At 29.9% G+C, this 25,028-nt stretch carries 29 protein-coding genes; 21 read left to right on the top strand and 8 right to left on the bottom strand.

What is annotated here, in order from left to right; all coding sequences use genetic code 11:
* Positions 1-123: 123 nt before the first annotated feature.
* Positions 124-585, bottom strand: a complete 462-nt coding sequence (locus ACWJJ2_RS04885) for a DUF4342 domain-containing protein (RefSeq protein WP_216304294.1) — start codon at positions 583-585, stop codon at positions 124-126.
* Between the two features lie 188 nt (positions 586-773).
* Here ACWJJ2_RS04885 and ACWJJ2_RS04880 point away from each other — a divergent pair, with 188 nt between their 5' ends.
* From ACWJJ2_RS04880 to ACWJJ2_RS04830, 11 genes are all read left to right on the top strand, one after another.
* The gene (locus ACWJJ2_RS04880) at positions 774-1,835 is read left to right on the top strand and encodes a CdaR family transcriptional regulator (RefSeq protein ID WP_216304295.1); all 1,062 of its coding nucleotides are present in this window, start codon (positions 774-776) and stop codon (positions 1,833-1,835) included.
* Positions 1,836-1,944: 109 nt separating this feature from the next.
* Positions 1,945-3,195 carry a GntP family permease gene (locus ACWJJ2_RS04875; protein ID WP_462953932.1) on the top strand — a complete coding sequence of 417 codons (1,251 nt, stop codon included), beginning with the start codon at positions 1,945-1,947 and terminating at the stop codon, positions 3,193-3,195.
* Positions 3,196-3,283: 88 nt separating this feature from the next.
* Positions 3,284-4,417 carry a glycerate kinase gene (locus tag ACWJJ2_RS04870; RefSeq protein ID WP_220287656.1) on the top strand — a complete coding sequence of 378 codons (1,134 nt, stop codon included), beginning with the start codon at positions 3,284-3,286 and terminating at the stop codon, positions 4,415-4,417.
* A gap of 373 nt (positions 4,418-4,790) precedes the next feature.
* Positions 4,791-5,162, top strand: a complete 372-nt coding sequence (locus ACWJJ2_RS04865; protein WP_462953931.1) for a hypothetical protein — start codon at positions 4,791-4,793, stop codon at positions 5,160-5,162.
* A 218-nt stretch (positions 5,163-5,380) separates the two neighbouring features.
* Complete coding sequence (locus ACWJJ2_RS04860; RefSeq protein ID WP_165413493.1) at positions 5,381-6,826, top strand: DEAD/DEAH box helicase; 1,446 nt, start codon at positions 5,381-5,383, stop codon at positions 6,824-6,826.
* Between the two features lie 150 nt (positions 6,827-6,976).
* Positions 6,977-7,168, top strand: a complete 192-nt coding sequence (locus ACWJJ2_RS04855; RefSeq protein ID WP_462953930.1) for a transposase — start codon at positions 6,977-6,979, stop codon at positions 7,166-7,168.
* A 393-nt stretch (positions 7,169-7,561) separates the two neighbouring features.
* Positions 7,562-7,888: a hypothetical protein gene (locus tag ACWJJ2_RS04850; protein WP_165413495.1), complete on the top strand. Its 327-nt coding sequence runs from the start codon at positions 7,562-7,564 to the stop codon at positions 7,886-7,888.
* Positions 7,889-8,178: 290 nt separating this feature from the next.
* On the top strand, positions 8,179-8,601 hold the full coding sequence (locus ACWJJ2_RS04845; RefSeq protein ID WP_165413496.1) for a DMT family transporter: 423 nt from the start codon (positions 8,179-8,181) through the stop codon (positions 8,599-8,601).
* Between the two features lie 17 nt (positions 8,602-8,618).
* Positions 8,619-9,068, top strand: coding sequence for a DMT family transporter (locus tag ACWJJ2_RS04840; protein ID WP_165413497.1), 450 nt, complete (start codon positions 8,619-8,621; stop codon positions 9,066-9,068).
* Positions 9,069-9,413: 345 nt separating this feature from the next.
* Positions 9,414-10,589, top strand: coding sequence for a DegT/DnrJ/EryC1/StrS family aminotransferase (locus ACWJJ2_RS04835; RefSeq protein WP_220319767.1), 1,176 nt, complete (start codon positions 9,414-9,416; stop codon positions 10,587-10,589).
* 48 nt (positions 10,590-10,637) lie between these two features.
* Entirely contained in the window at positions 10,638-11,759 is a 1,122-nt protein-coding gene (locus ACWJJ2_RS04830) for a DegT/DnrJ/EryC1/StrS family aminotransferase (protein ID WP_220319759.1), read from the top strand.
* 151 nt (positions 11,760-11,910) lie between these two features.
* Here the strand turns inward: ACWJJ2_RS04830 and ACWJJ2_RS04825 are convergent, their stop codons facing one another.
* Positions 11,911-12,087: a hypothetical protein gene (locus tag ACWJJ2_RS04825; protein WP_220319758.1), complete on the bottom strand. Its 177-nt coding sequence runs from the start codon at positions 12,085-12,087 to the stop codon at positions 11,911-11,913.
* Between the two features lie 329 nt (positions 12,088-12,416).
* On the opposite strand from ACWJJ2_RS04825, the gene ACWJJ2_RS04820 reads away from it, so the two are divergent.
* The 10 genes from ACWJJ2_RS04820 (at position 12,417) to ACWJJ2_RS04775 (ending at position 20,890) form a co-directional block, all read left to right on the top strand.
* Positions 12,417-12,749: a PadR family transcriptional regulator gene (locus ACWJJ2_RS04820; RefSeq protein ID WP_216304302.1), complete on the top strand. Its 333-nt coding sequence runs from the start codon at positions 12,417-12,419 to the stop codon at positions 12,747-12,749.
* Entirely contained in the window at positions 12,746-13,138 is a 393-nt protein-coding gene (locus ACWJJ2_RS04815) for an HAAS signaling domain-containing protein (RefSeq protein ID WP_462953929.1), read from the top strand. The genes ACWJJ2_RS04820 and ACWJJ2_RS04815 overlap by 4 nt, the downstream gene beginning before the upstream one ends.
* Positions 13,134-13,733, top strand: coding sequence for a DUF4097 family beta strand repeat-containing protein (locus tag ACWJJ2_RS04810; RefSeq protein WP_462954312.1), 600 nt, complete (start codon positions 13,134-13,136; stop codon positions 13,731-13,733). Before ACWJJ2_RS04815 ends, ACWJJ2_RS04810 begins: the two co-directional genes overlap by 5 nt.
* A gap of 251 nt (positions 13,734-13,984) precedes the next feature.
* On the top strand, positions 13,985-14,356 hold the full coding sequence (locus ACWJJ2_RS04805; protein WP_462953928.1) for a GntR family transcriptional regulator: 372 nt from the start codon (positions 13,985-13,987) through the stop codon (positions 14,354-14,356).
* A 71-nt stretch (positions 14,357-14,427) separates the two neighbouring features.
* On the top strand, positions 14,428-14,796 hold the full coding sequence (locus tag ACWJJ2_RS04800; RefSeq protein WP_216304306.1) for a hypothetical protein: 369 nt from the start codon (positions 14,428-14,430) through the stop codon (positions 14,794-14,796).
* 341 nt (positions 14,797-15,137) lie between these two features.
* Positions 15,138-17,126 carry a hypothetical protein gene (locus tag ACWJJ2_RS04795; RefSeq protein ID WP_462953927.1) on the top strand — a complete coding sequence of 663 codons (1,989 nt, stop codon included), beginning with the start codon at positions 15,138-15,140 and terminating at the stop codon, positions 17,124-17,126.
* Positions 17,107-19,335 (top strand): ATP-dependent helicase, encoded by a 2,229-nt coding sequence (locus ACWJJ2_RS04790; protein ID WP_462953926.1) that lies wholly within the window; start codon positions 17,107-17,109, stop codon positions 19,333-19,335. The genes ACWJJ2_RS04795 and ACWJJ2_RS04790 overlap by 20 nt, the downstream gene beginning before the upstream one ends.
* Complete coding sequence (locus tag ACWJJ2_RS04785; RefSeq protein WP_462953925.1) at positions 19,329-20,069, top strand: PD-(D/E)XK nuclease family protein; 741 nt, start codon at positions 19,329-19,331, stop codon at positions 20,067-20,069. The genes ACWJJ2_RS04790 and ACWJJ2_RS04785 overlap by 7 nt, the downstream gene beginning before the upstream one ends.
* A 217-nt stretch (positions 20,070-20,286) precedes the next feature.
* Entirely contained in the window at positions 20,287-20,643 is a 357-nt protein-coding gene (locus tag ACWJJ2_RS04780; protein ID WP_216303591.1) for a PadR family transcriptional regulator, read from the top strand.
* Positions 20,627-20,890, top strand: a complete 264-nt coding sequence (locus ACWJJ2_RS04775; RefSeq protein ID WP_216303590.1) for a DUF2812 domain-containing protein — start codon at positions 20,627-20,629, stop codon at positions 20,888-20,890. The genes ACWJJ2_RS04780 and ACWJJ2_RS04775 overlap by 17 nt, the downstream gene beginning before the upstream one ends.
* Before the next feature lie 428 nt (positions 20,891-21,318).
* On the opposite strand, the gene ACWJJ2_RS04770 is transcribed toward ACWJJ2_RS04775, so the two are convergent.
* The 6 genes from ACWJJ2_RS04770 to sigY form a co-directional block, all read right to left on the bottom strand.
* A complete protein-coding gene (locus ACWJJ2_RS04770; RefSeq protein ID WP_216303589.1) occupies positions 21,319-22,074 on the bottom strand; it encodes a hypothetical protein in 756 nt (251 codons plus the stop codon).
* Positions 22,061-22,987 (bottom strand): ABC transporter ATP-binding protein, encoded by a 927-nt coding sequence (locus ACWJJ2_RS04765; protein ID WP_216303597.1) that lies wholly within the window; start codon positions 22,985-22,987, stop codon positions 22,061-22,063. The genes ACWJJ2_RS04770 and ACWJJ2_RS04765 overlap by 14 nt, the downstream gene beginning before the upstream one ends.
* Before the next feature lies 1 nt (position 22,988).
* A complete protein-coding gene (locus ACWJJ2_RS04760) occupies positions 22,989-23,195 on the bottom strand; it encodes a PLDc N-terminal domain-containing protein (protein WP_216303588.1) in 207 nt (68 codons plus the stop codon).
* Between the two features lie 536 nt (positions 23,196-23,731).
* Positions 23,732-23,938, bottom strand: a complete 207-nt coding sequence (locus ACWJJ2_RS04755) for a hypothetical protein (protein WP_216303587.1) — start codon at positions 23,936-23,938, stop codon at positions 23,732-23,734.
* On the bottom strand, positions 23,938-24,345 hold the full coding sequence (locus tag ACWJJ2_RS04750) for a hypothetical protein (protein ID WP_216303586.1): 408 nt from the start codon (positions 24,343-24,345) through the stop codon (positions 23,938-23,940). The genes ACWJJ2_RS04755 and ACWJJ2_RS04750 overlap by 1 nt, the downstream gene beginning before the upstream one ends.
* Entirely contained in the window at positions 24,346-24,876 is a 531-nt protein-coding gene (gene sigY / locus ACWJJ2_RS04745; protein WP_216303585.1) for an RNA polymerase sigma factor SigY, read from the bottom strand.
* Between the last annotated feature and the right edge of the window lie 152 nt (positions 24,877-25,028).

Below are 25,028 nucleotides of genomic sequence, written 5' to 3'. Positions count from 1 at the left end.
TATTAATAGCTTTATTATATATTATTTCATATATAATTACAGACAATTAACTACATATTTTAAATTTTTTAAAAAACCTACATTGATAAGGTGTAGGTTTTTAGTATTTTATTTTCGTGTGCCTTATTCAGTTTTCATTTCTTCGGTAATTTTTGTAGTCACCTTATTAACAGCAACAGACATCTTATCAAAAATCTTGTTTGCTTCTGAATCTTCATTGTTTTTCTTTTGAATTCTTATTTTATGATTAGTTGCTAAGGCTAATATTAATGCTCCAATTACTAGGGGGAAAGCTACTATAGTTATTATAATGGCTAGTGTTACACAGATATTTAATACTACAGCATCATCTTTTTTAACTATTAGCTTTGTTTCATTGGCTTTTTTAATAAGATTTTTTACCTCTTTAAAAAAAATGCTTTCACTGCAAGGATTCTCCTCCGCTTTAATTTTGTTTTGCTTTTCAAGATATACTAAAGCTTCAATAAGGTCTCCGGCACTTTGCTCTAAGGCGTTTTTAGCATCCTCATAACTTACATTAGCTCTTTTTCTTAATTCATCAATTTGTTCTAAATTTATTGACATTTTAATTCCTCCTCGTTTTTATTTGTTTTCTATGTTTTCATTATAAGATTGGAGGATTAAAGATTTATTAGTAGAACGTTAAAATTACATTAGAAATTTAAATTTTAGGTCTTGATTTTAGAATAACATTGAAAATTGGTGTAAAATATTAATATCAGTATATATTTTAAGAATGGAGTGATAAACATATGATTACGCTGACAGAGCAACAAGCACAAAGTATAGTGGATAGAATGATGAATGTAATACCATATAACGTAAATATAATGAATGATAAGGGAATGATTATTGGAAGTGGAGATAAAAATAGACTTTATAAGTTGCATGAGGGAGCTATGGAAGCTATATCTAATAAAAAGATGATTGCAATTTCAGAAGGTGGATTATGTACAAAACCAGGAGTAAATACGCCAATAATTTTTCAAGACAAAATCATTGGCGTTATAGGGATTACAGGTGTACCAAAGGAGGTTCGCCCTTTTGTTGAGTTGGTTAGAATAACTGCGGAACTTCTAGTAAATCAGGAGTACGTTTTATGTCAAAGAAAAATTAATGAACAGCTAAAAGAGGAGTTTTTATATGAATTAATTTATCTAAACAATGACTATAGTCAGGATTTTAAAGAAAGAGGAGATTCTTTGGGAATTGATGTATCTATTCCAAGGGTAGCTGTGGTTTTAACTTTTAGAGAGGACTACATGGGGAAAGTAAAGAGTAAATTAATGAATTTTTTAAGGAATGATGAATTTTATTTGAAATTAAATCCATCTACTATAGTAACTTTTATGTATTACGATAGTTTTGTTACTAAGAGATTAGAAAGGTTCTTATGCAAAGAAGAGGACTGTTGCTTTCAAATAGGAATAGGATATAGTGAAAATATTTTCGGTACATCATTTAAGCAAGCAACGAAGGCACTTGGAATTGGGAAAAAAATTGAAAGCAAAAGAAAAATTTATTTATACAAAGATATAGCCTTTATTTCATTGTTATCAAGTTTTAAAGGAAATAATGATATGAAAAAAATAATCGAGAATTTAGAAGCTGAGAATCAATTAAACTTACTATCGACATTAAGTACTTATATAAATATGAATGGACAAGTAAATAAAAGTTCTGAGGAACTTCATATTCATAGAAATACATTGAATTATAGGTTAGATAAAGTTGAAGAAGTTACTGGGAAAAACCCCAAAAACTTTATTGACTTGTTCCAATTATATACTGCGTATATCTTATCCAAACTATAATTGTTCATATGCACAAAAATTATAGTTTGATTATTAAACAAATGCCTAATGTTTATTTTTTTGAATTCGTTTACAATATAAAAAAGAGAACAACAGAGGAGGAGTTAATATGCAAGTAACCGCATTAGGCGCAATTATTGCACTTATATTAGCAATTTTTTTAATAATTAAAAAAGTTCATCCAGCATATGCCCTTATATTAGGTGCATTAATAGGTGGTTTAGTAGGTGGAGTAGGACTAACAAACACTGTAGTATTTATGATTGATGGTGCAAAAGGTATAATGCCGGCAATCCTTAGAATACTTACTGCCGGAGTTTTAGCAGGAGTCCTTATAGAATCTGGTGCTGCTGCAAAGATTGCAGAAACTATTGTAGATAAAATAGGAGAAAATAATTCTCTAGTAGCACTAGCACTCGCAACTTTAGTACTGACATCTGTAGGAGTTTTTGTAGACGTAGCAGTTATTACAGTAGCACCAATAGCGATGTCTATTGCCATTCGTGCTAATTTATCTAAATCATCGATTCTTATTGCTATGATAGGTGGGGGAAAAGCAGGAAATATTATGTCTCCTAATCCTAATGCTATAGCAGCAGCGGATGCATTTAAAGTGCCATTAACATCAGTTATGGCAGCAGGTATAGTGCCAGCAGTATTTGGCCTTATTGTTACATGCATAATAGCGAAAAAGCTAATTAAAAAAGGAAATTTTGTTGAAAAAGGCGAAGTTGATTGTGAAGTTGAGCAAAAACCAAGCTTTTTATCAGCAATTGCTGGACCAATAGTTGCTATAGTATTACTTTCTCTTAGACCTTTATTCAAAATTAGTATAGATCCACTAATAGCATTACCAATCGGAGGGACCGTTGGAGCTCTTGCTATGGGAAAAATAAAAAACTTAAATAAATACTCAATTGTTGGGTTAACAAAAATGAGTGGAGTAGCTATTTTACTTATTGGTACAGGAACGCTTGCAGGAATTATAGCTAATTCTGGGTTAAAAGATGTAATTGTGCAAGGACTTAGTGCTTCAGGCCTTCCTGCATATGCATTAGCGCCTATAGCAGGAATATTAATGTCTGCGGCTACAGCATCAACTACATCTGGTACTGCAGTAGCAAGTACAGTATTTGGTGGAACTATATTAGAACTAGGAATCTCACCTCTTTCAGCAGCGGCAATGATTCATAGTGGAGCAACAGTTTTAGATCATCTTCCACACGGGAGTTTTTTTCATGCAACAGGTGGAAGTATATTTATGGATATGAAGGGAAGATTAAAACTTATACCATATGAATCATTAGTAGGTTTAACTATGACTTTAGTGTCAACTATAATATTTGGAATAATGAAATAGAGCTCTAAGTAATTGATTATAACAATTAATAATAAAGAATATCTCACAGGTTTAAATTAGTAATTCACTTTGGAAAGGATAGATATATATGAAATTTGTGTTAGCACCAGATTCATTTAAGGAAAGTATGACAGCAAAAGAAGTAGCGGAGGCCATGGAGAGAGGAATCAAAAAAATCATTCCACATGCGGAATGTGTGAAGGTTCCAATGGCTGACGGTGGAGAAGGAACGGTGCAGTCTCTTGTAGATGCAACAGAAGGTGAACTATACAAAACGCTGGTTAAAGGACCCCTTGGTGATGAAGTTCTAGCTACATTTGGAGTGCTTGGAGATAAAAAAACAGCAGTAATTGAGATGGCTAGCGCCAGTGGGTTGCATCTTGTGCCTAGGGAAAAAAGAAACCCTCTTTTGACTACAACTTATGGTACGGGAGAATTGATTAAAGCGGCTCTTGATGCAGGTGTTAACCATCTGATTATAGGAATAGGCGGTAGTGCCACAAATGACGGCGGTGCGGGAATGATACAAGCACTTGGTGGAAAGCTCTTAACAAAGGATAATGAAGAGATTAATTTAGGCGGTGGATATTTAAATCTTCTTCATAAGATAGATTTAAATGGACTAGATAAGAGGATAAAAGATACTAAGATTGAAGTAGCCTGTGATGTTACTAATCCTTTAACAGGCAAAAATGGTGCTTCTTATATTTTTGGACCACAAAAGGGTGCAACAGGTGAAATAGTTAAAATTTTAGATGATAATTTAAGTCATTATGCAAAAATTATAAAAGAACAGTTAGGCTTAGATATTGAAAGTATTCCTGGAGCAGGAGCAGCGGGGGGACTAGGTGCAGGGCTTCTTGCTTTCTTCTGCGCAGAACTTAAAAGGGGAATAGATTTAGTTACGAAGCATACTAATCTCAAAGAAAAAATGCAAGATGCAGATTATGTATTTACTGGAGAAGGAAGCATAGATGGACAAACACTTTATGGAAAAGCACCTCTTGGAGTGGCTTTAATAGCTAAAGAATATAATATACCTGTTATTGCATTTGCAGGACGAATAGGTGATGGAGCAGAGGCTTTATATGCACATGGAATAAATTCAATAATAGGCATATTATCAGAAGCTGAAACAATTGATAAGGCACTTGAAAAAGGTCCGGAAAATATTGAAAGAGCTAGTGAAAATGTAGTTAGAATTATTTTACTTAATAAGTAAGCTACTCTTAACAAAATAGTAATTAATAACTCCTTAAGGGTTTATTAATTACTATTTTGTTGTTTTTTAAGAAAAATTTTCTTAAAAATTGTAATTTTTATTAACCAATATCTGCACCAGTGAATATAGTATAGTATAATAAAAAATATGAATTATATAGTATATTTAGCTCATTAATAAAACAAATTGTAAATTTATAATAAAGACAAATTCAACTATGAATCCGATTTATTAGTACATATATCAACGCATAAAAATTATGTCCACAATATATTTTAGTGATATATGTATCTATAAAAGTATGAATAACTTATAAATCGGTATCTGTGTGTATCGTCTTATTCTAAATTTATACAAAAAGGAGTTTTATAAAATGAGTAGAGATGAAAATAATTGTAAATCAGGTTGTTCAAATAATAATAATAACTGTGAATGTGAATTATGTCATTCTATTAATGCAGAACCAGTAAATATAGAAAAACATGGTGCAAAATTATTAACTGTAAGAATACAAGTAAATAACGTATGCTTTGGCAAAACAGTAGCTGTTGCATGTATTATATATGATAATGCTGGTAGAATAATCACTTTTAGAGGGTTTACTACAATATTATGTAAAGAGGATGAATGCAATCAATGTGGTACGATTAGACGTAAACTTGTGTTTGTACTTCCAGATGATATTGAAGAGCCAGAAGAAGTAGACGTACGTATTGCAGCTAATTATTTATTTCCATGTGAGTAAAATAACTATGTAACTACAAAAAGAGATAATGAAGATTTAATCTTCATTATCTCTTTTTTTATTAAAACTAGTCGCATGCAAATAAATAAATTTGTCGAATATTAAAACTTATAATAGAAATTATAAGCTTAAACATGGTATAATATAAACTTATGAGTTGAAAATATATTTAAGTTATACTTAAAAATTATATATGGAACAAAAGAAAGGAAGTTAAAATGAGTAACATAAAATTTGAGGAATTTAATATTAGTGAAGAAATATTAAAAGCAATTAATAATTTAGGATATAAAAATCCTTCAGAGGTTCAGGCTGCGGTAATACCTATAGCCCTAAAAGGTAATGATATCATAGTAAAATCACAAACAGGTAGTGGGAAAACAGCTGCTTTTGCTATTCCACTTTGTGAAAGTGCAGATATAGAGGAAACAGAGCCTCAAGCATTAGTATTAACACCTACTAGAGAACTAGCTCTTCAATTGAGCCAGGATATAACACAAATAGGTAGATATAAGAAAATTAGAGCCGTAGCTGTTTTTGGTAAACAACCTATAGAAATGCAAAAGAAACAGTTAAAGCAAAGAGTGCACGTAGTAGTAGGTACGCCAGGAAGAACCTTAGATCATATTGAAAGAGGAACTATTAATTTAGACAAGATAAAATATTTAATATTAGACGAAGCAGATGAAATGCTTAGCATGGGATTTATAGAACAAGTAGAAGAGGTTATCAAAGCTGTTCCTAAAAATAGAGTTACTATGTTATTTTCAGCTACAATACCAGAATCTATTGAAGCAATTTGCATGAAATACATGGTGAATCCTGTTAAAATAGAAATAAACCCTGAAAAATTAACCGTTGAAAAAATTGATCAAGTTTGCTATGAAGTAGAGGAAGATAAGAAGCTCAGTTTGCTTAAGAGAACGCTTTATGTTGAAAATCCAGATTCATGTATAGTATTTTGTAGAACAAAAGAAAATGTTGATGCAATAACAAATCAAATGAAAAATCGCCATTATTCATGTATTAAGATACATGGAGGGTTACTTCAAAATGATAGATTAGATGCTATGGAAAGATTTAAAAAAGGTGAATTTAGATTTCTAGTGGCTACGGATGTTGCTGCTAGAGGTATTGATGTAGAAGATATAACTCATATTATAAATTATGATTTACCCTTAGAAAAAGAAAATTACGTGCATAGAATAGGAAGAACAGGACGTGCAGGCAAAAAGGGAAAAGCTATAACTTTTACAACGCGTCATGAAAAAAGATTTTTACAAAACATAGAAAACTATATTGGTATGGAGATACCTAAAAAACCAATTCCATCAAAGGAAGAGTCTGAGCCATATAGGGAAGCATTTTATGAAAAAAATGATGCCAAGCCTATTATTAAAAAGACTAAAGCATCTAATTTTAGTAGCGATATAATGAAAATATATATCAGTGCAGGTAAAAGGAAAAAAATAAGAAATGTAGATATTGTAGGAACTATTTGCAATATTGAGGGTGTTAGTGTTGAGGATATAGGTATTATAGATATTCAAGATAGTTTCTCTCATGTAGATATCATGGCTGGAAAAGGCAAGTTAGTATTAGAAGCCCTTAAAAACGGGACAATAAAGGGAAAAACAATTAGGGTAGAAAAAGCAAACAAATAGTACTTAATACTATAGAATGCAAAATGAGGTAGATAATCTAATTATCCACCTCATTTTTATATTAAATCATCTCCTGCGGAGCTGAAGTATTAACGACTTCAGAAGGATATTTATACTCCCACTGAAGTTTTCTGTTTGATAGCGTATAAAATGGCTGAAGATAATGGATTTACTGTAGTTTTAATGAGTGGTGACTTAGACCATATTCATTTATTAATAGAATTCATTACTCAACAATATATTCCTGATATAATGAAAGCATTAAAAGGAGTATCGGCTAGATTATTAATTAAAGAATATGGAATAATACTAAAGAAGAAATTATGTGGAGGCCATTTATGAAGACCTTCATATTTCGCTGCAACAGTAAGTGAGATATAGAAGAAGTTTGCTAATATAATATAAACAAAGCGGGTAGGAAGTATCCGAAATTTAACACCCATGGAGTTAGTAGGTAACGAGGACAATGATGTGGGAAAATCTAAGAGCAATCTTAGAAGCATGTGACTTCAGTCATGTGAGCTTCACGCGATAATATATATCTTAATGTTATAGATTAAACATAGAGTTATAAAATTGTTTTTAAATACAATTTAAATACTCTTTAATATGTGTTAAAATATAAAAGTTGTGGGAAAGATTTCGTCAAGGTAACTTAAAAAAAACAAACAACTAGGTAATATTAAGTATTATATAAATTATCAATAATATTACTTGTTAAAAAGGAGAGCTATAATGAAAACATTTCAAGATTTAGTAAATGAGACTTTAGATGTTCAAGATTTAGAGGAATTAGAATCAGCAGCAGATTTATTTCAATTTGGTATTGAAAAAGGATATTATAATAAGCGCCAAGCAGATCAATTTAACATTACATATTGGAAAATGAAAAATAAGTGCTTAGCTTATGAAGTTGCCAAAGAAATAAAAGGTAATAAATTAGATATAATTACCATGGTTACTAGTGCCCCAACTGAAATAAAAGACAATATGCGTGAGCTTATAAATTATGTAAATGGGAGAGTTAAGGCATTAAAGGGTAAAATGAATGGGAATAGATAGCATTGCTATTTTATAAATAATAATGAACTAATTGAAGTTAAGTTAATAATCATCTGTGCAACTCCATTTGGGAATAAAAGGTATATAATATTATAAGTGAATAAGCTTATAGGAATATATGCAAGAAGGGTATATATTTATATATAAATATATACCCTTTATTCGTATAAATCCCCTGCAAGTTTTTCTAATGCACTTGTATTTAGATTGGAAATGGTGTGTTTTTTTTAATTTCTATGGTAACCTTATAAAAGGGACATATGAACAAATTAAAGAGTGGAGGAAATTAAATGTATAAAGCATCTGCGGTATTTATAGGTATATTAATTGCTATAATGGTGACTTTTAATGGGATTTTAGCAAATTATACAGATCAGTATGTATCAATATTAATAATTCACATAGTTGGACTTATTGCTGTTATTACTGTTTTATTATTTAAAAAAGAAAAGTTTAAGATTCCCAAAAACATTCCATTATATTTGTTTAGCGGTGGATTCATAGGAGTTTTTATGGTGTTTTTAAATAGTTTATGCTTCAATTTACTTGGCGCTTCTCTAACTTTATCATTAGGTATATTTGGACAATTAGTATTAGCCTGCTTTATAGACCATTATGGCCTATTTGGTTTAAATATTTATAAGTTTAAAAAGAAAAAAGTTGTCGGTTTTTTTATAATATTTTTAGGGCTAGTCACAATGATAATATATTAAATAGGAGATGGGGAAGTATGTTGTATATAATTTTAGCAATTTTATGTGGCTGTATTACTATAATATCCATGATTGTAAATTCACATCTAGCTAAAGAAATAGGGATTTTTCAAGGAACCCTTATAAACTATATTGTAGGATTATTAAGTACCATATTACTTATAGTTATAGTGAAAACCACTGTAAACACATCACTTAGTAGTTACACTACAATACCAGCATGGGCTTTTTTAGGGGGGTTACTAGGAGTAATAGTTGTTGCAAGTTCGAACATTGTAATTCCTAAAATTCCTACTATTTATACTACTTTGCTGATATTTATGGGTCAGCTTTTTACTGGTATACTTATTGATTATTTCAGAATGGGTTTTATTTCAAAAGGGAAAATTATTGGTGGCTTATTAATTCTATTTGGGCTAATATATAATTCTAATGTTGACAGGAAAGAATTGATTGGAAAATGTTAACGATATTTTAATTCAGATTATAAGAACATGAGCAACTCCGCAGGAAATGCTTTAATATTGTAGCTGCAAAAGTGATGATTTAATGAAAACTAAGTGATTATGGAAGATAAATTCATAATCACTTAGTTTTTTTATTGGTAGTAATGTATAATAATTTTTAAAAGGTTGTTGTAATATTTAAGGATTACTGCAGTACTATGATAAAATAGATTTAACGACATTTAGTAAGTATATTGATTTATATCTGCAAATTTTTGTGAATAAATTATAGATTTAAGTAAAAATAAATTAGAATAGTTAAACATTAAAATAAAATTTAATTTGAAGGGTAGGATATGAATGAAAATAAGGAATATTCCTTTTTCACCTCCAGACATAACTGATACAGAAAAAAAGCTTGTAATGGAGGTGCTAGATTCAGGGTGGATTACAAGTGGGCCTAAGGCTATGGAATTTGAAGATCAAATTGCTAAGTATTGTCATGCAAATAATGCAGTAGCACTTTCAAGTGCAAGTGCAGGCTTAGAACTTATATTAAAGGTTTATAACATTTGCGAGGGTGACGAAGTTATTACAACACCTTATACATATACAGCTACAGCAAGTGTAATAATCCATAGGGGAGTTAAGCCAACTTTTGTAGATGTTAAAGAAGGCAGTTTTTTAATAGATGAGCAAAAATTAGGTATGACAATTACACCTAAAACGAAAGCTATAATAACTGTGGATTTTGCAGGGGTTCCTGTAGATTATGATGCTATAAAAGAAGTACTTAGGGAAAAAAATAGAGAAGATATTATATTTATATCAGATTCAGCTCACTCATTTGGAGCAATATACAAAGGAAACAAAGTTGGAACACAGGCTGATTTTAATGTTTTTTCGTTCCATGCGGTGAAGAATTTAACAACATCAGAGGGGGGAGCAATTGTTTTTAATGATAATAAATTTAAGGGGAAGGAAGATTTATTGCGAGAGTTTAAAATAACGTCTTATCAAGGTCAGTCAAAGGATACATTTGCTAAGATGAAAGCAGGAGCTTGGAAATATGATATTATAACAGATGGGATGAAATGTAATATGACAGATATTAGTGCAGCTATAGGGATTTCACAACTTCAAAGATATGAAGGAATGATTGAGCAAAGAAGAGATATTTTTAATGTGTATACCAAAGCTCTTGAAACTAAACAGTGGGCGATTATTCCTTTTATAAAGGATGAAAATAGAGAGACATCATATCATCTATATCCTTTAAGAGTAAAAGGAATTAATGATATGCAAAGAGATGAGGTAATCCAAAAACTTGCAGATATAAGCATAGCTACAAATGTTCACTTTACACCTTTGCCAATGTTTACACTTTATAAGAATCTTGGGTATTCTATAAAGGATTATCCAAATGCATATAATCAATATGCAAATGAAATAACACTTCCAGTATACTCAACGCTTAAGTTAGAAGATGCAGAGTATGTGGTGCAAAAAGTAATAAGATGCGTAGAAGAGATAATGGGATAAAGCTCAAATTTAACTGACATTGCCAACTATATAAAAGGAGGTCCTATTATGAAGGTTAAATTTTATACATCTACAAGAGAATATACTAATAAAAAGTCGGAATTTAACAATGCTGTTCTAGGAGTTATGGAAAGAGGAATATCGATGCTAGGCACAGAGGTAACTGACTTCGAAGAAGCAGTTAGAAAATTTACTGGAGCTAAATATGCAATTGGTGTTGCATCGGGTACAGATGCCTTAGTAATGGCTTCTGATATACTAGGTTTTAAAGATGGGAAAGAAGTAATAACTTCACCTTTTACTTTCTTAGCTTCTACATCTTGCATTGCAAAGCATAGGGCAAAACCTGTATTTGTAGATATTGATGAAGAAACTTTTAGTATAGATGTAGGCAAAATAGAAGAAGAAATAACAAAGGATACCGTAGGGATTATTCCAATTCATTTATTTTCACAAATGGGTGATATGGATAAAATTATGGACATAGCCAGTAGAAATAATTTGAAGGTTTTAGAAGACGCTGCGGAATCGTTTGGTATGAGATGGAAAGGGAATGGATCAGACTTTAGACATGCAGGTACAATAGGAGACTTTGGTGTTTTCTCATTCTTTCCTACCAAGACTTTAGGAGCTTATGGCGACGCTGGTATGATAGTAACTAACGATGAAAACTTAGCACGTATTACTAAAATGTACAGGGTTCATGGGGCTTCTAAGAAGTATCATTATGATTACATTGGATATAATTCAAGATTGGATTCAATTCAAGCGGCTATATTACAAGTGAAAATGAAATATATAAACGAAGCAATTCAAAAGAGAAATCATATTGCAAAATTATATATAGATAGATTACAAGATTGTGAGTTTATTAAAATACCTAAAATTAAAGGAAATCTAAAGCCGGTGTATTATGTATTTAATATATTAGCCGAAAGAAGAGATGAACTTTGCGAATATCTAAAAGTTAATGAAATAGGAAATAGTATTTATTATCCAATACCTCTTCATCTTCAAAAATGTTTTGAATACTTAGGATATAAAAAAGGCGATTTCCCAGTATCTGAAAGAATAGCAAATGATATCATTGCACTTCCTATATACCCAGAGATAACTGAGGAAGAAGTAGAATTTGTTTGTGAAACTATTAAGAAATTCTATAAAAAGTAAAGGAATTCCATATTACATTAATATGCATAGAATAGATATAACAATCATTGCATAAACCAAAAATATAAATATACGTTAGTTGAAATATAGTAAAAAAGAACATTCCATAATTAGTTGGACTAATTATGGAATGTTCTTTTGTTTTAAATAATTATGGTGATATGGACGGTTCATGTAAGTGTGATTTTAAATTTTTAATGTAAGCTCTTACCTTAAAAATTTCTACTGCTGTAAGTAATGTTGGTGGTCCTAGTTTAGATAAAAAATTAATGACTTCTGTACTTTCTTGTACAGTGTCTTTAGCATATACATAATCTGGTTTTAGCAATATACAGCCTATTATACAACCTATTATGGCTGGGTATGTGTTAAATTTAATATCTTTTAGTTTTGCTTTGAAGATAGCATTATTAATTCCATCTACTAAGGCTTTTCTGGGGTGACATGAATTTATTGTTTTAAATATAATAATAACCCCCTTAAAAACTATATATACTAATTATAGTATATGAAACTTAGGGGTAAGTGATATAGGTAGGAGATAATTTAATATGTACTAAGTATAAAACGGTAACGAACTTTAATCAGTATCTTGCAATGTACAATAGCATGTGCTAGTATATAATAAAGGTAAATAATCTAAGAGAAGGTGAATTAATGAATGTACAATTTAAAAAAGGCGTTCTTGAATTATGTGTATTATCTGTACTTGATGGCAGAGATTGCTACGGATATGAGCTTGTAAATGAAATTTCACAAGATATAGATATATCTGAAGGAACAATATATCCTTTGCTTAGGAGATTAAAAAGTGATGGATTTGTAACTACTTATCTTCAAGAATCACAAGAAGGGCCACCAAGGAAGTATTACAGCATTACGACACTGGGTAAGAATACAAAAGAAGAGCTAAAAGATGAGTGGTTGGATTTTGTAATCACAGTGAGCAAAGTTTTAAAGATAGAACAGAAAAAGGAGATGAGGATATGAATAAAAATGAATTTATGAAAGAACTTTCAAGAAATTTATCTAATCTTCGCGAAGAAGAAAAACAAGATATTTTAACTGATTATGATGAATATTTTACCATAGGAGCAGAAAAAGGAAGAAGTGAAGAAGACATAGCCATATCTCTTGGAGAGCCTAGAACTATTGCAAAACAGTTAAGAGCAAATTATATGATTGAGAAAGCACAAAATACAAAATCTTCAGGAAATATTGGTAGAGCTATAATTGCAGCAGTCGGTTTAGGTTTTTTTAATATAATATTGTTAGGACCTTTTATAGGTATTGTTGGGGTGCTCATAGGATTGTATGCAACGGCGTTTGGATTTACTATAAGTGGAATAGTGGTAGTTTTAGGCACATGTTTTAATTAAATATCCAGGTAAAATTTTTGGTATAAATATAAACACAAAAATAAATTTAGATATATATGTTCCGGAAAACTATAAAAAGGATTTAAAAATAAATACAACATCAGGGGATGTTATTATAGGAGACCTACGATTAGATAAATTTAAATTTGATACAATATCAGGAGATGCTAAGATAAACTTATTAACAGCTAATGAAACAATATTTGAGGGTACTTCCGGCAAAGTAAATGTAAAATCCTTATTAAGTAAGAAGAATGAATTTAAGACAACTTCAGGGGACACAAAAATAGAAAATATTACAGGAGATATATTAGGTCAATCAGTTTCAGGTTGGTTCAAGTTTAATTATAAAAACTTTAACAATGATATTAATATAGACTCTACTTCAGGAGATGTGGAATTAAAACTTCCTAAAAAATCAGAATTTAAATTAGACTTTGACAGTACATCAGGTGATCTTAGAAATGATTTTCCTATAACAGTGACAGGAGAAGCTGACAAGCATGAAATAAAAGGGGATGTAGGTAATGGAAATAAAATAATAAAAATAAATACAACTTCAGGTAATGCTACTATTAATGCTTCGGATGAGTAAAATTTATAAAAAAGGTTTCTGATAAATAAAACTAGAAAGCCACAAACCAGTAGGATAAATTATCCTACTGGTTTTTTATATTCTCACTATATCTAAAAATGTTAATATTGAAGCTCCGCAGGAGATGATTTAATTAGTACTTGACAGTATAAGTATATAGTATTATATTTATAGTGTACTACAACAAATAGTACACGCAGTACACATAGTGCAAATAGTGAAGAGTTAATTATTTGAGAGAAGGTGAAACCTTGATAAACATTGATAGCAGAAGCGGTAAACCTATTTATGAACAGATTATTGAGAGAATAAAGGAAAATATAATAAAAGGAATATTAGAACCGGGAGATAAATTGCCTTCTGTAAGGGAACTTGCATCGCTTATAACAATCAATCCTAATACTATAAGCAAAGCATATAATGAGCTAGAAAGAATGAAGGCAATTGAAGTTATAAGAGGAAAAGGAACATTTGTAGTAGAAAATTTCAAACCTATCATGAATGAAGAAAAGATGAGAGAAATAAAAGAACATATGAAGAAAATAATTATAGAGGCACATTATATAGGTGTTGATAAAGATACGTTAATAGATATACTAAATGAAATTTATAGCCAGTTTTAAAGACATTTTAGAAAAAAATATATTAATAGATGGTGAAGATATTTTAATTTTAATTTAAGGGGTGGTTTAAGTTGAAAAGAATACCATATATAATCTTACTGGGATGCATAATTGTTACCAACTTAATATCTGCTTGTGGTAAAAAAAATATGAAGAATAATCTCATTATAGGAAATAAAAGCTCCGAAATTATTAGTGATATAGTAATTCAAAGGGTTGATGAAGTTAATATTATAGCTAGTCATCTTAAGGCTAACCAGCATGGCTATTTTGATATGGGGGTACAAGAAAATTGTACTTATAAAGTGGAATTTGAAGATAAAAACAACAAGAGTACTCGTAGCAAAGAATTTACGTCAAATTTTAGTAGAGATCAAATAGCAAATATAAATATTTTAAAAGATAATAATGGAGAGTGGTCTGTTATTATAGAAAATTAATAAGATTAAATCATCTCCTGCGGAGCTGAAACATTAACGACTTCAGAAGGAGATTTATACTCCCACTGAAGTTTTCTATTTGTTAGGGTATGTAACTCCCGCTTATAGAAGTGGGAGACTTTCCTTCTGAAATGTCGTTAAACATCGAGAACAGAAATGTTCTCTTTTATTTTCTTTTTTGCTTTTGTTTAATTCATAATAAATATGGTAAAATATAAAATAATGGATTATATGGAGGTGATACTATTAAATATGCGGAAGTCTACAACAAAATAAATGGAAATAATTTTATCCACCGATGCATATTAGTTAAAGGGAAATCTGCTAGTGGTAAAACAACTATGGCAGTTTCTAAATATAAGAATATGATAGAAAATGAAAATATAAAAAGTTCAAATATATTATGCTTATTTATGAATAAATATCAAAATATAACATGGACAAGAGAGATGGATTTTAACATGACTAGTGAGATTCGAAAAAACTCTTACTATGGATTTATCAGAAAAGAACTATCACTTTATTGGCCATATGTAGTAGAAAATTGCAAGGAATTAAAAATTAGTTTGTTGAAACCTGAATTCGCATCTTTTGATGCTACAAATTATGCTATGAAAGCACTAGTGGAGCATTTTAGAAGGTCTAAAGGGTACTTTATAGATATTACATCAACTTCTTCTAAAATAGCTTCAGATTTGATTTCTAACATTAATAATGCTGCACTATCATTAGTGCCTTTTAATGAAATAGGAACTAGGCTATATAATTCATTAGAGGTAAAGGATTTTTGTGCAAAAGAAACATATAATCAATTGGATGAAGTAATTCAATATTATATCTCAAAATTATTGGGAAATGGTGTTGTAGATTATGGATTGTGTTTTTACTTGTATAATAAGTATTTACTTAAAGATGCAAGATACTTTAATATGAATAAAATAAAATATCTTATAGTAGACGATATAGATCAGGCTTCACCATCAGAGCTAGATCTGATATTTAAGCTTATTGATAATGTAGACAAGGCATACTTGTTTTACAACCCAAGCGGTGGATTTTGTAGTTATTATGGGGCTAATACTAATTATTTGAGACAAAAATTAAATATTGATTATGATGAAATTATTTTAGATGAGCATTTTTGCTGTAATGATGAATTTATTGATTTTTCGCGTGCGATAGAAAACCGAGCACATAATAATTACGAAGAGGAGAAAATAAGCGACAACCTACCAGCTTATTTAGATTTGACTTCACAGCTTCGATGCGAAATGGTTGAAAAAATATCATTTAAAATTGAAGAATTAATAAATCATGGAGTTAAGCCTAAGGATATAGCTGTAATATGTCCATTTAATGATTTTGTCATTTCTCATGAACTACAGAAAAAAACAAAAGAATTAGGTATATCAGTCATGGAGACTTCTAAAAAATATAGATTTATTGACAATGAATATTTACAGCCATTAATTATATTAGCAGTATTGTGTAATTCTTTTACAAGCATAAAGTTAACAAGTGAAGATTATAAAAACTTTTTTTCTTTTATGTTACAGCTAGATATAATCAGGAGCTCGCTACTTTCTGATTTAGTAAATTCGAGTGGAGAGATGCGAGATATTAATAAAGCAATCCAAGATAGAGTAGGCATTGAGGTCGCAAGTAATTATAATGAATTAAAAAAATGGATAAGTGATTATAAAGAAAGTAACCTTACACGCAATATACCACTAGGAGAATTTTTTAGAAAAGCATTCTTAGAAGTTCTTATAACAATACCTAAAGTTAAACAACATGTAGGTGACTATATAAGTATAGATGAAAACTGTGAAAGCTTCGTAAATACTTTAGATAAATTACAATTTAAAGGGAAGTCATCTGAGGAGAGATTTATAGAATTTATAAGGCGTGATGGAAAAGATTTTTATTCGTTGAATGATATTCAAGAAATGCTATTACAAGAGAATAGTATAGTTTTCACATCGCCATATACATATTTAACTTCAAATTTAAGTAGCGTGGTTCAGATATGGGCAGATATTAACAGTAATATGTGGTGTTCAAGAAATATAAAGGAATTATCAAATTATTACGTGTTAAGAAGTAATTGGAATATTAATGATATCTATACGCAGGAAACAGAAAACAATAATATATATAGAATTTTAATGTCCGTTGTTGATGGCCTTTTAAGAAAATGTAGGGGCGAATTATACATATATGGCAGTGAGTATTCTCTAAATGGATATGAACAACAAAGTATATTTGCGGATATCCTTGCAGAAATCTTAAGTGGAAGAGGTGAAAATTATGATAGGGGATATGAGTAATGAAGAGGTAAAAATAAGTTATAGGGATGATCAATTGCCTATAATGGAATATAGAGGAGGAACCATGGCGGTTCCAGCAGTTCCAGGAGCAGGGAAAACCTTCATAATATGTAATCTAGTATGTGAACTTATAGAAGATAAAATTCATAAACCTGGGAAAATACTTATAGTTACTTTTATGAATAGTGCAGTGAATAACTTTAAACATAGAATTTCAATAGTTTTACAAAATAAGGGAATAACAGCGAGTAATGATTATGAAGTTATGACTATTCATAGTTTAGCACTAAAGATTTTAAAAGATAGACCGGATGTAGTGGGAGTTAATGAAGAATTTAAAATATTAGATGATGTAAATAAAAGCTTATATTTAAATAAGTGCATTATGCATTGGAGAAGAAACGGTGGAGAAAATATATTTAAGGCTATGATATTAGATAAATCCCTAAATAAATACGCAGGAAAACAAAATGATTGGTGGAATGATTTTTTCATGACGGTGGATACAATTATTGGGGAGTTAAAGATAAATGATATTTCTCCAGAAAAGTTAAAAGATGAAGTGAAAAATTTAAACCAAGGCAGTATTTTAAAGCATATATCTGAAATTTATGATTCATACACTAAAACTCTAAAAAGAGAGGGCTATATAGATTATAACGATTTGCTAATTCTTGCATATAAGCTTCTGAAAACTGATGATGTGCTTCGCGAAAAATTAAATGTAAAATATACTTTTGTATTTGAAGATGAGTGCCAAGACTCTAATTTAATTCAGGGAAGAATATTGGGTTTAATTTCTGAAAAAAACGGAAACTTAGTTAGGGTAGGGGATGTTAATCAAAGCATAACAGGTACATTTACATCTTCAGATCCAAAATTTTTCAGAGAATTTTGTGAAAATGCAAATAAAAAGTTTGAAATGTATATGGCAGGACGTAGCACAAAACATATTATTGATTTAGCAAACGAATTAGTTCGACATATCAATAATCATCATGGTGAAGAAAAATGTAGGTGTGCATTAGTAAATCAAGAAATTAAAACGGTACCAGAGTTTTTTAAAATAAAAAAGCAGGATGTGGACATTTACGGAATAAGCACTATGGTTTGTAGTTCAAATCAGGATGAAATTAATAAAGCTACTAAGCTAACAATGAAATTCAAAGAAAAATATCCTAATAAAACCTGTGCCATATTAGTTCCGTATAATAATCAAGTTAAAGAAATAGCGGATAAACTTAGAGAGTTAAATATTGAGTGTGATGAATTGTCAAATAAATCAGATAAAAGATGTAAGGCTGCATTTACATTAGGATATATATTGCAGTTTATTTCAGAGCCACATGATAGTTTTAAATTCAAAGATTTAGTAAAGAATGTGTTTATAGAAGAAAACAACGAAGAAAGTGAAAGGTTGTTTGATTTCATACAAGATTATAAAGTAGAAAAGCTAATGTATCCCAATGGAGGAGTCATAGATCATAAAGATGTTCCTCGCGAAATATTAGGTTCAGAGGTCTATCAAAAATTTATAAAGTGCATGCAGCAGATTAAAATAATATTTCAATATCCTCAAACACATTTAGATAGACTGATTTTGCATATTAGTGATGTTTTAAATTTCAGTCTTGAGGATAGAGCGATGGCAGATGCAGTTGCATCGTATATTAGATTTCTATCAAAAGATGAAAGTGACTTTTGTTTAAAGCATATAGTGGATCAGTTGCTAGATGAAAAAAATGGTATATTAAGTCATATTTCAGGTATAATTTATGACCTAGAAGGATATGAACCTTCCTCAGATAGAATAACAGTTTCTACTTGTCATAAAGCAAAAGGACTGGAATGGGATTGTGTATTTATATTAAGCATCACATCTTACCAATACCCATATATGACAACGGATAAATTTAGGGAGTACTATTACTTGAAACAACAATTTAAAAACCCTACAGTTCTTTGTAAAGCTGAAATTGCAAAAATTCTTGGTAATAATATTTGCGAAGATCCAATTGGGGAAGCGAAAATACAGATAATAAATGAAAAAATAAGGCTCTTATACGTAGGAATAACAAGAGCTAAAGAATATTTAATTTTAATGGCATCTAAGTGTAATGAAGGTAAATGGAATGAAAGTAAACCTTCAAAGTACTTTTATGTGCTTCAAGACTACATAAACAGCCAAAGGGGCGATGGTAAATGTTAGATATTAGAAAATTAAATCACGTTTACTATAGTCAAAATTTATTAAACACTTTTGATAAATGCCCTTTAAGATTCAAAATCAAGTATTTAGATAATGTTAAGTGGAAAAAGGATTCAATAGATAATGAGGATTATTATGAAAATATGAATATGGGACTCGATTTTCATCTCATTTGTGAAAGATATTTTTCAAATATTCCTGCTGGTATTGATAATAGCAATATCGATTTAATGAATTCGTTCAATTCATTAAAGGGAAAATTTACTCTTTTAGATGAAAATATATATTTTACTGAATATGAAATAAAAATGAGAAAAGATAACATCAGGATTCAGGCAAAGTATGATTTGATAATTATTAAGCCAAATAACAAAATAGAAATATGGGACTGGAAGACCGAAAATAGAAAACTTGACTATAAAGAAGTGTGTAAAAGAATGCAAACTATTGTTTATATGTATATATTGGGTGAGAGTTCTTTGAAAATATTTGATAAAGATATACCCCTAGAAAATATAAGTATGAATTTTTGGCAGCCTCAGTTTAAAGATGATATTATTACTATTAATTATTCAAAGAGTAATCATAAAATTCACGAAGATAAAATTATGGAGATTACGCATTCATTAGACAATTATGATTTTAGTTTGGATTTTAATAGTGAACTATATAGCGCGCAGTGCAAATATTGTGAATTCGGTGGATGTAACCAGGTTTGTGATGCTTTTATATAAAGGTTTTAGGTAAATAGAAAGTATGTATAAACCCTTGATTTTCAAGGGTTTATTTTTATCCCTATTTATATGCTAACTAGGATGTACTAACTAATATATAACTAAGAAAAAAAATATTTTTATGAAATATTGACAATTTTACTTAAATAGAATATTATATCATTAAAAGATATATCATTTAATGATATATGTAATGACAAATGAAGGGAGGAAGAAAATGGCTAGGGGAAAAGCTTTAGACGAGGATATATTAACGGATTCTACCTACTGTATTTTACTCACCTTAGTAAGACCTATGCATGGATATGGGATAATGCAGGAGATTGAAAGATTTTCAAAAGGCGAAATGTTAATAGGTCCAGCAAGTCTTTATACAATTATAAAAAAATTGCAAAATGCAGATTTAATCCAATTAGTAGATGATGATGAAGAGAGACGTAAAACCTATACACTGACTTTTAAGGGGAAAGAAATATTAAAAAAAGACATTAAGAGAAGAATAACGATGGTAAGACATGGAGAGGAAGCTTTAAAACATTTAGAGGGGGATGATACTGATGGAAAAGAAGAATAGGTATATTTTGAATATGGGATTTGCCTTTGACGAAGATAGAGCTATGAAAAAATTGTGTCAAAGGGCAAAAGAAGGTTGGATTCTTAAGGAAATGTCCGGGTTTAGGTATAAATTAGTAAAAGGTGAACCAAGAGAAATAGTTTATTCCATGGATTACAAAGAATTAAGTGAAAACGATAATGAGTATTTTGAATTTAGAGGAGATTGCCCTAATAAGTGCACCAAGAACTGCGGCTATTGTCATTGACACTAAAGGGGTTATAAATATAGCGATAAGCCACATCCCATAAAATATCATTTGGGGACACGATAACAAACAATAAGCAACCCCCATTTGAAGCATAATAACAAGGGAAAAAATCACATTCATTCCATACATCAATAAAAATCTGCTTGTGATTACCGAGGATGTTTGAACATCATTACCATCAACAAAAATTTCACCTTCTTCAAAATCAAGTACCACTGCAATCGCTTTTATCATTGTACTCTTTCAAGCTCTATTGTGACCAATAAATTCATAAATATCTCCAGGTTCCACTGTAAGATTAAAATGATCAACAGCTCTTTTTTCGCCTTTATATATCTTTGAAAAATTTTTAATTACTAACATGGCAATTCCCCTTCTTACCTATAAATTTTAAAATGTTTTTACTTGTTTTCATAAAAAAACCATTAAATTACTTCAACTTTGCTCATGTTAAAGATAGAGGCTATTATAAATATTACACTACAAAAAATTGAAAATCCTATAGTATATAAATAGCTATCTAATGTAAATAAATTTGCTCCTTCCACTAATTTGTATGGCATAAGCTTTCCAATTGTATTCAAATTTACAAGTGCAGCATTCAAAAAAGTTATCATAAGCGTTATAAAACCTACTGTTACACCTTTTTTCACAAAGCTGCTAAAAAGTGTCACCAAGGCAATATTAAAAAAATAGTATACAGACATTAGAATAGCCGAGTTCATTACACCTGATAAAGCAACTTTTTCTCCTTTAAATAAAATACTTCCATAGTAAAAACAAGTCAAAAATCCTATGAAGGTCAATATGGTTACCACAATAGTATAATGAATTATTTTAGCAAGCACTATACCAACTGGATTACTTCCCTTAGAATATGGAAACACGAGTTTTTCGCCATTTATCTCATCATTTAAAGTACTTGCCAATGTGAATATTATGAATAAGTTTCCAATTTGAAAAAGATCTTTAATATAATTATTAATCGCACTCTTAGGAGTAGCAATAAAAAGTGAACTTAAATCTCCTTGTAATTGCTTTTCTAATATTTTTGGAAGTAATTTTAACATAAATGGATCTAAAATAGCGAATGCAATTATTCCTACAGCAAGTATTATATATTTAAATTGTCTTTTGGATTCCATTATTTCTTTCTTAAAATACGCCTTAAAGGTTGTCATTTTTATTCACCAGCCTTATAAAAATATCTTCAAGATTACTTTTTCTTAAATTATAAGATAAAATATTATTTTCTCCCTTAACAAGTAGTTTTAAAAGTTCAGATTTAGCAACATCTAAATTATTAACATAGATAGAGGCCTTATTTTCATTTATCAAAACTTTTTCCACCCACTTAAAGTTTAAAAGAATTTTATCTAAGTTTACACAGTGTTTTTCAAACTCAATATCGAATATAGGTTGAATATACTTACTCTTTAAACTCTCTAAATTATCAGATATGAGTATTTGCCCCTTATCCAAAATACTTACCTCGTCACAAATCCTTTCTATATCACTCAAAATATGAGTTGAGATAAAAACAGTGGTTCCATTTGACCTCAAGTCTTTTATAAACTCTAGTATTTCCATTCTTCCCTCAGGATCTAGTGCAGATGTGGGTTCATCTAAAAAAACTATTTCTGGTTTATTAAATAGTGCCACTGCAATTCCTAATCGCTGCTTCATTCCACCTGAATATTGCCCTATTTTTCTCTTTGCTACCTCAGTAAGCTTAACAATTTCTAAAATCTCTACAGTTCGCTCCCTTATGTTTTTCTCTGTCATATTAGCTATTTCGCCAATAAAATGCAGATACTCATTAGCGCTCATGTAATTATAAAACACTGGATTTTGTGGAAGATATCCTACTTTCCTTAATAATTGCCTTTTATTTTTCTTGAAATCCCCTCCATCTAAATGTATCTCTCCACCATTAAAATCAATTAACCCTGAAAGTATATTCATGGTTGTAGTTTTACCTGCTCCATTAGGACCTAGAAATCCGTATATGGTTCCCTTTTTTATTTCAAAGGATATATCTTTTAGAACTTCAAAGTCTCCATATTTTTTGTTGATATTTACCACTTTAAGCATCTTAATCACGCTCTCTTCCTATTAATAAAAAGGATATGCCACCTATTAATTGGATAAAAATTATAACTAAAGCCCATGCCCACTTAGGTAAAAATTTTACCCTGTCTCGTGTTAATCTATATAAGCAGAAACCAACAAGAACTATCTCTATTATAATTACAGGTGCAAGTAATTTTATTATCTCGAGTAGCGCCATTCCGTCAAACATATTCGATTCCCCCTTTTTATATTTTCATAACTTTAACGCAATAAAAATAAAAAAGTTCATTTTATTTTTATATTAGGAAACAGATTGCGTAAGTGGATGTGGATGAGAATGTAAAAACACTTATTTAAATGATAAAACACATGAAAGTAATAACAGCTTAAATCCAAAGTATATGTACCACATCCTCAGCCTACCAAAAGACTTTCTTTGTGAAGCGGATTGAGAGTTATTATTTTCCTTATATGCCATCCATCTTAGATACATATTAGGATAATTGCATAATAGTATGAACTTTCTCCGGAAGTGATTTGAAATAAGATGTGCAGAAACATTGAAAGTTGATTTTAAAATTCTTGTTTTGCTAATATAAAATCCTCGTGAGCCCGACTGGAAGGAAGGCTAGCGAACCGCCTGTAAGTCGAATGTGAGTGTTAGAGGATTTTATATTTGCCAAACAATAGAATTTCTTAATCAACTTTCACGTTTCAAGCTCTTATTTCAAGTCACGCAGGAGAAAGTTCATAGGTCTTGCACTCTTATTTTTTATTTTTTAATATTACTCGTGTTACCAGTAGATAAATAAGGAGATTACCTGGTGTATTAATCAGTGCAAAAATCCCCCAAAGCCAATAGTATTTTTCTTTACGCCTTCTTGCATCACAAAATACCCAAGCTCCTTGAATTAATAATATAGGAATAGCTATTGCAAGCACTATAGTTAGTTTGTTATTTAAAATCACCATTAACCTTCACTTTCCCTTCTTTTGATTGCTAAAACAGGTATTATTATCCAAGGAATAATGGTAATAATAAAAATCTGTGAAATAATTAGTAGTTTAGTACCTAAGAAAATGGTGGCTATAGCATACACAGAAAGAATTATAAAGGATGTTAATATAAAAAGAATAAATTCTTTTCTAGCATTACTATTGCCTCGTATACACACTCCTTGCTCTATTATACTTAAGGTATCTATATCAAAATCAAATATATCTTCATTTAAAACATCCATTTTTTTAGCTGTGGAATTAAGGACACTTTTAAATTCTTTATCTTCGTCACTATACTTTATATTTTTAAAAACGGTGTCTTGAACTTCATTGTAAAATTCATCAATTAAAGAGTTTTTAATCTTATCAGAATCCTTCATTTATATAATCTCCTTCCTTTCAATTTCACTTATTATATATTTCACTGCATTATGAAGCCTTGACCTAACCGTTCCAAGGCGGCATCCTAAAATTTCTGATATTTCCTCATATTTGTAACCATAATAATGCTTTAAAATAAATACAGCCCTTTTCTCATAGGGTAACTTTAAAATTATTTTCATTATCTCTTTGTACTCGTAATTTGCGATCACAATGTCCTCTACTTGTTTGCTTTTATCATCCACACATTCCTCTATTAGTCCAAAGGATTTATTCTTTCTTAAATAATCCCTGTAAACATTAGTGGCTATTTTTATGAGCCAGGTAGAAAACTTTGCTCTAGGCTCAAACTTATTTATATTAATCACAGCTTTAAGCAATGCATCCTGAATAATATCCTGTGCTAAGTGTGGGTCTCCTACCATTTTAACAGTGTAGCCTTTTAAAATATTGTAATTATCTTTTAAAAGAGAATTTAGCGCGCTTTTATTTCCATCCTTAGCTTTATTAATAAGTTCTAGTTCATCCAATAATAATCACTCCTAGCAATCCTTTAACGCAAATATTGATTAATAAGTTCACTATATTTATTATAATCTATAATTATTAATTTATTTTGCTGTTTTCCTATTTTCTTTTAATATGCTCAGCCTTTAATTCCTGTTATTGAAAAGTATTTAAA

This window comes from Clostridium sp. CM039 (assembly GCF_055081075.1).
Note: the sequence above shows the minus strand (reverse complement) of the source record. Positions and strands in the feature narration are given on the sequence as shown.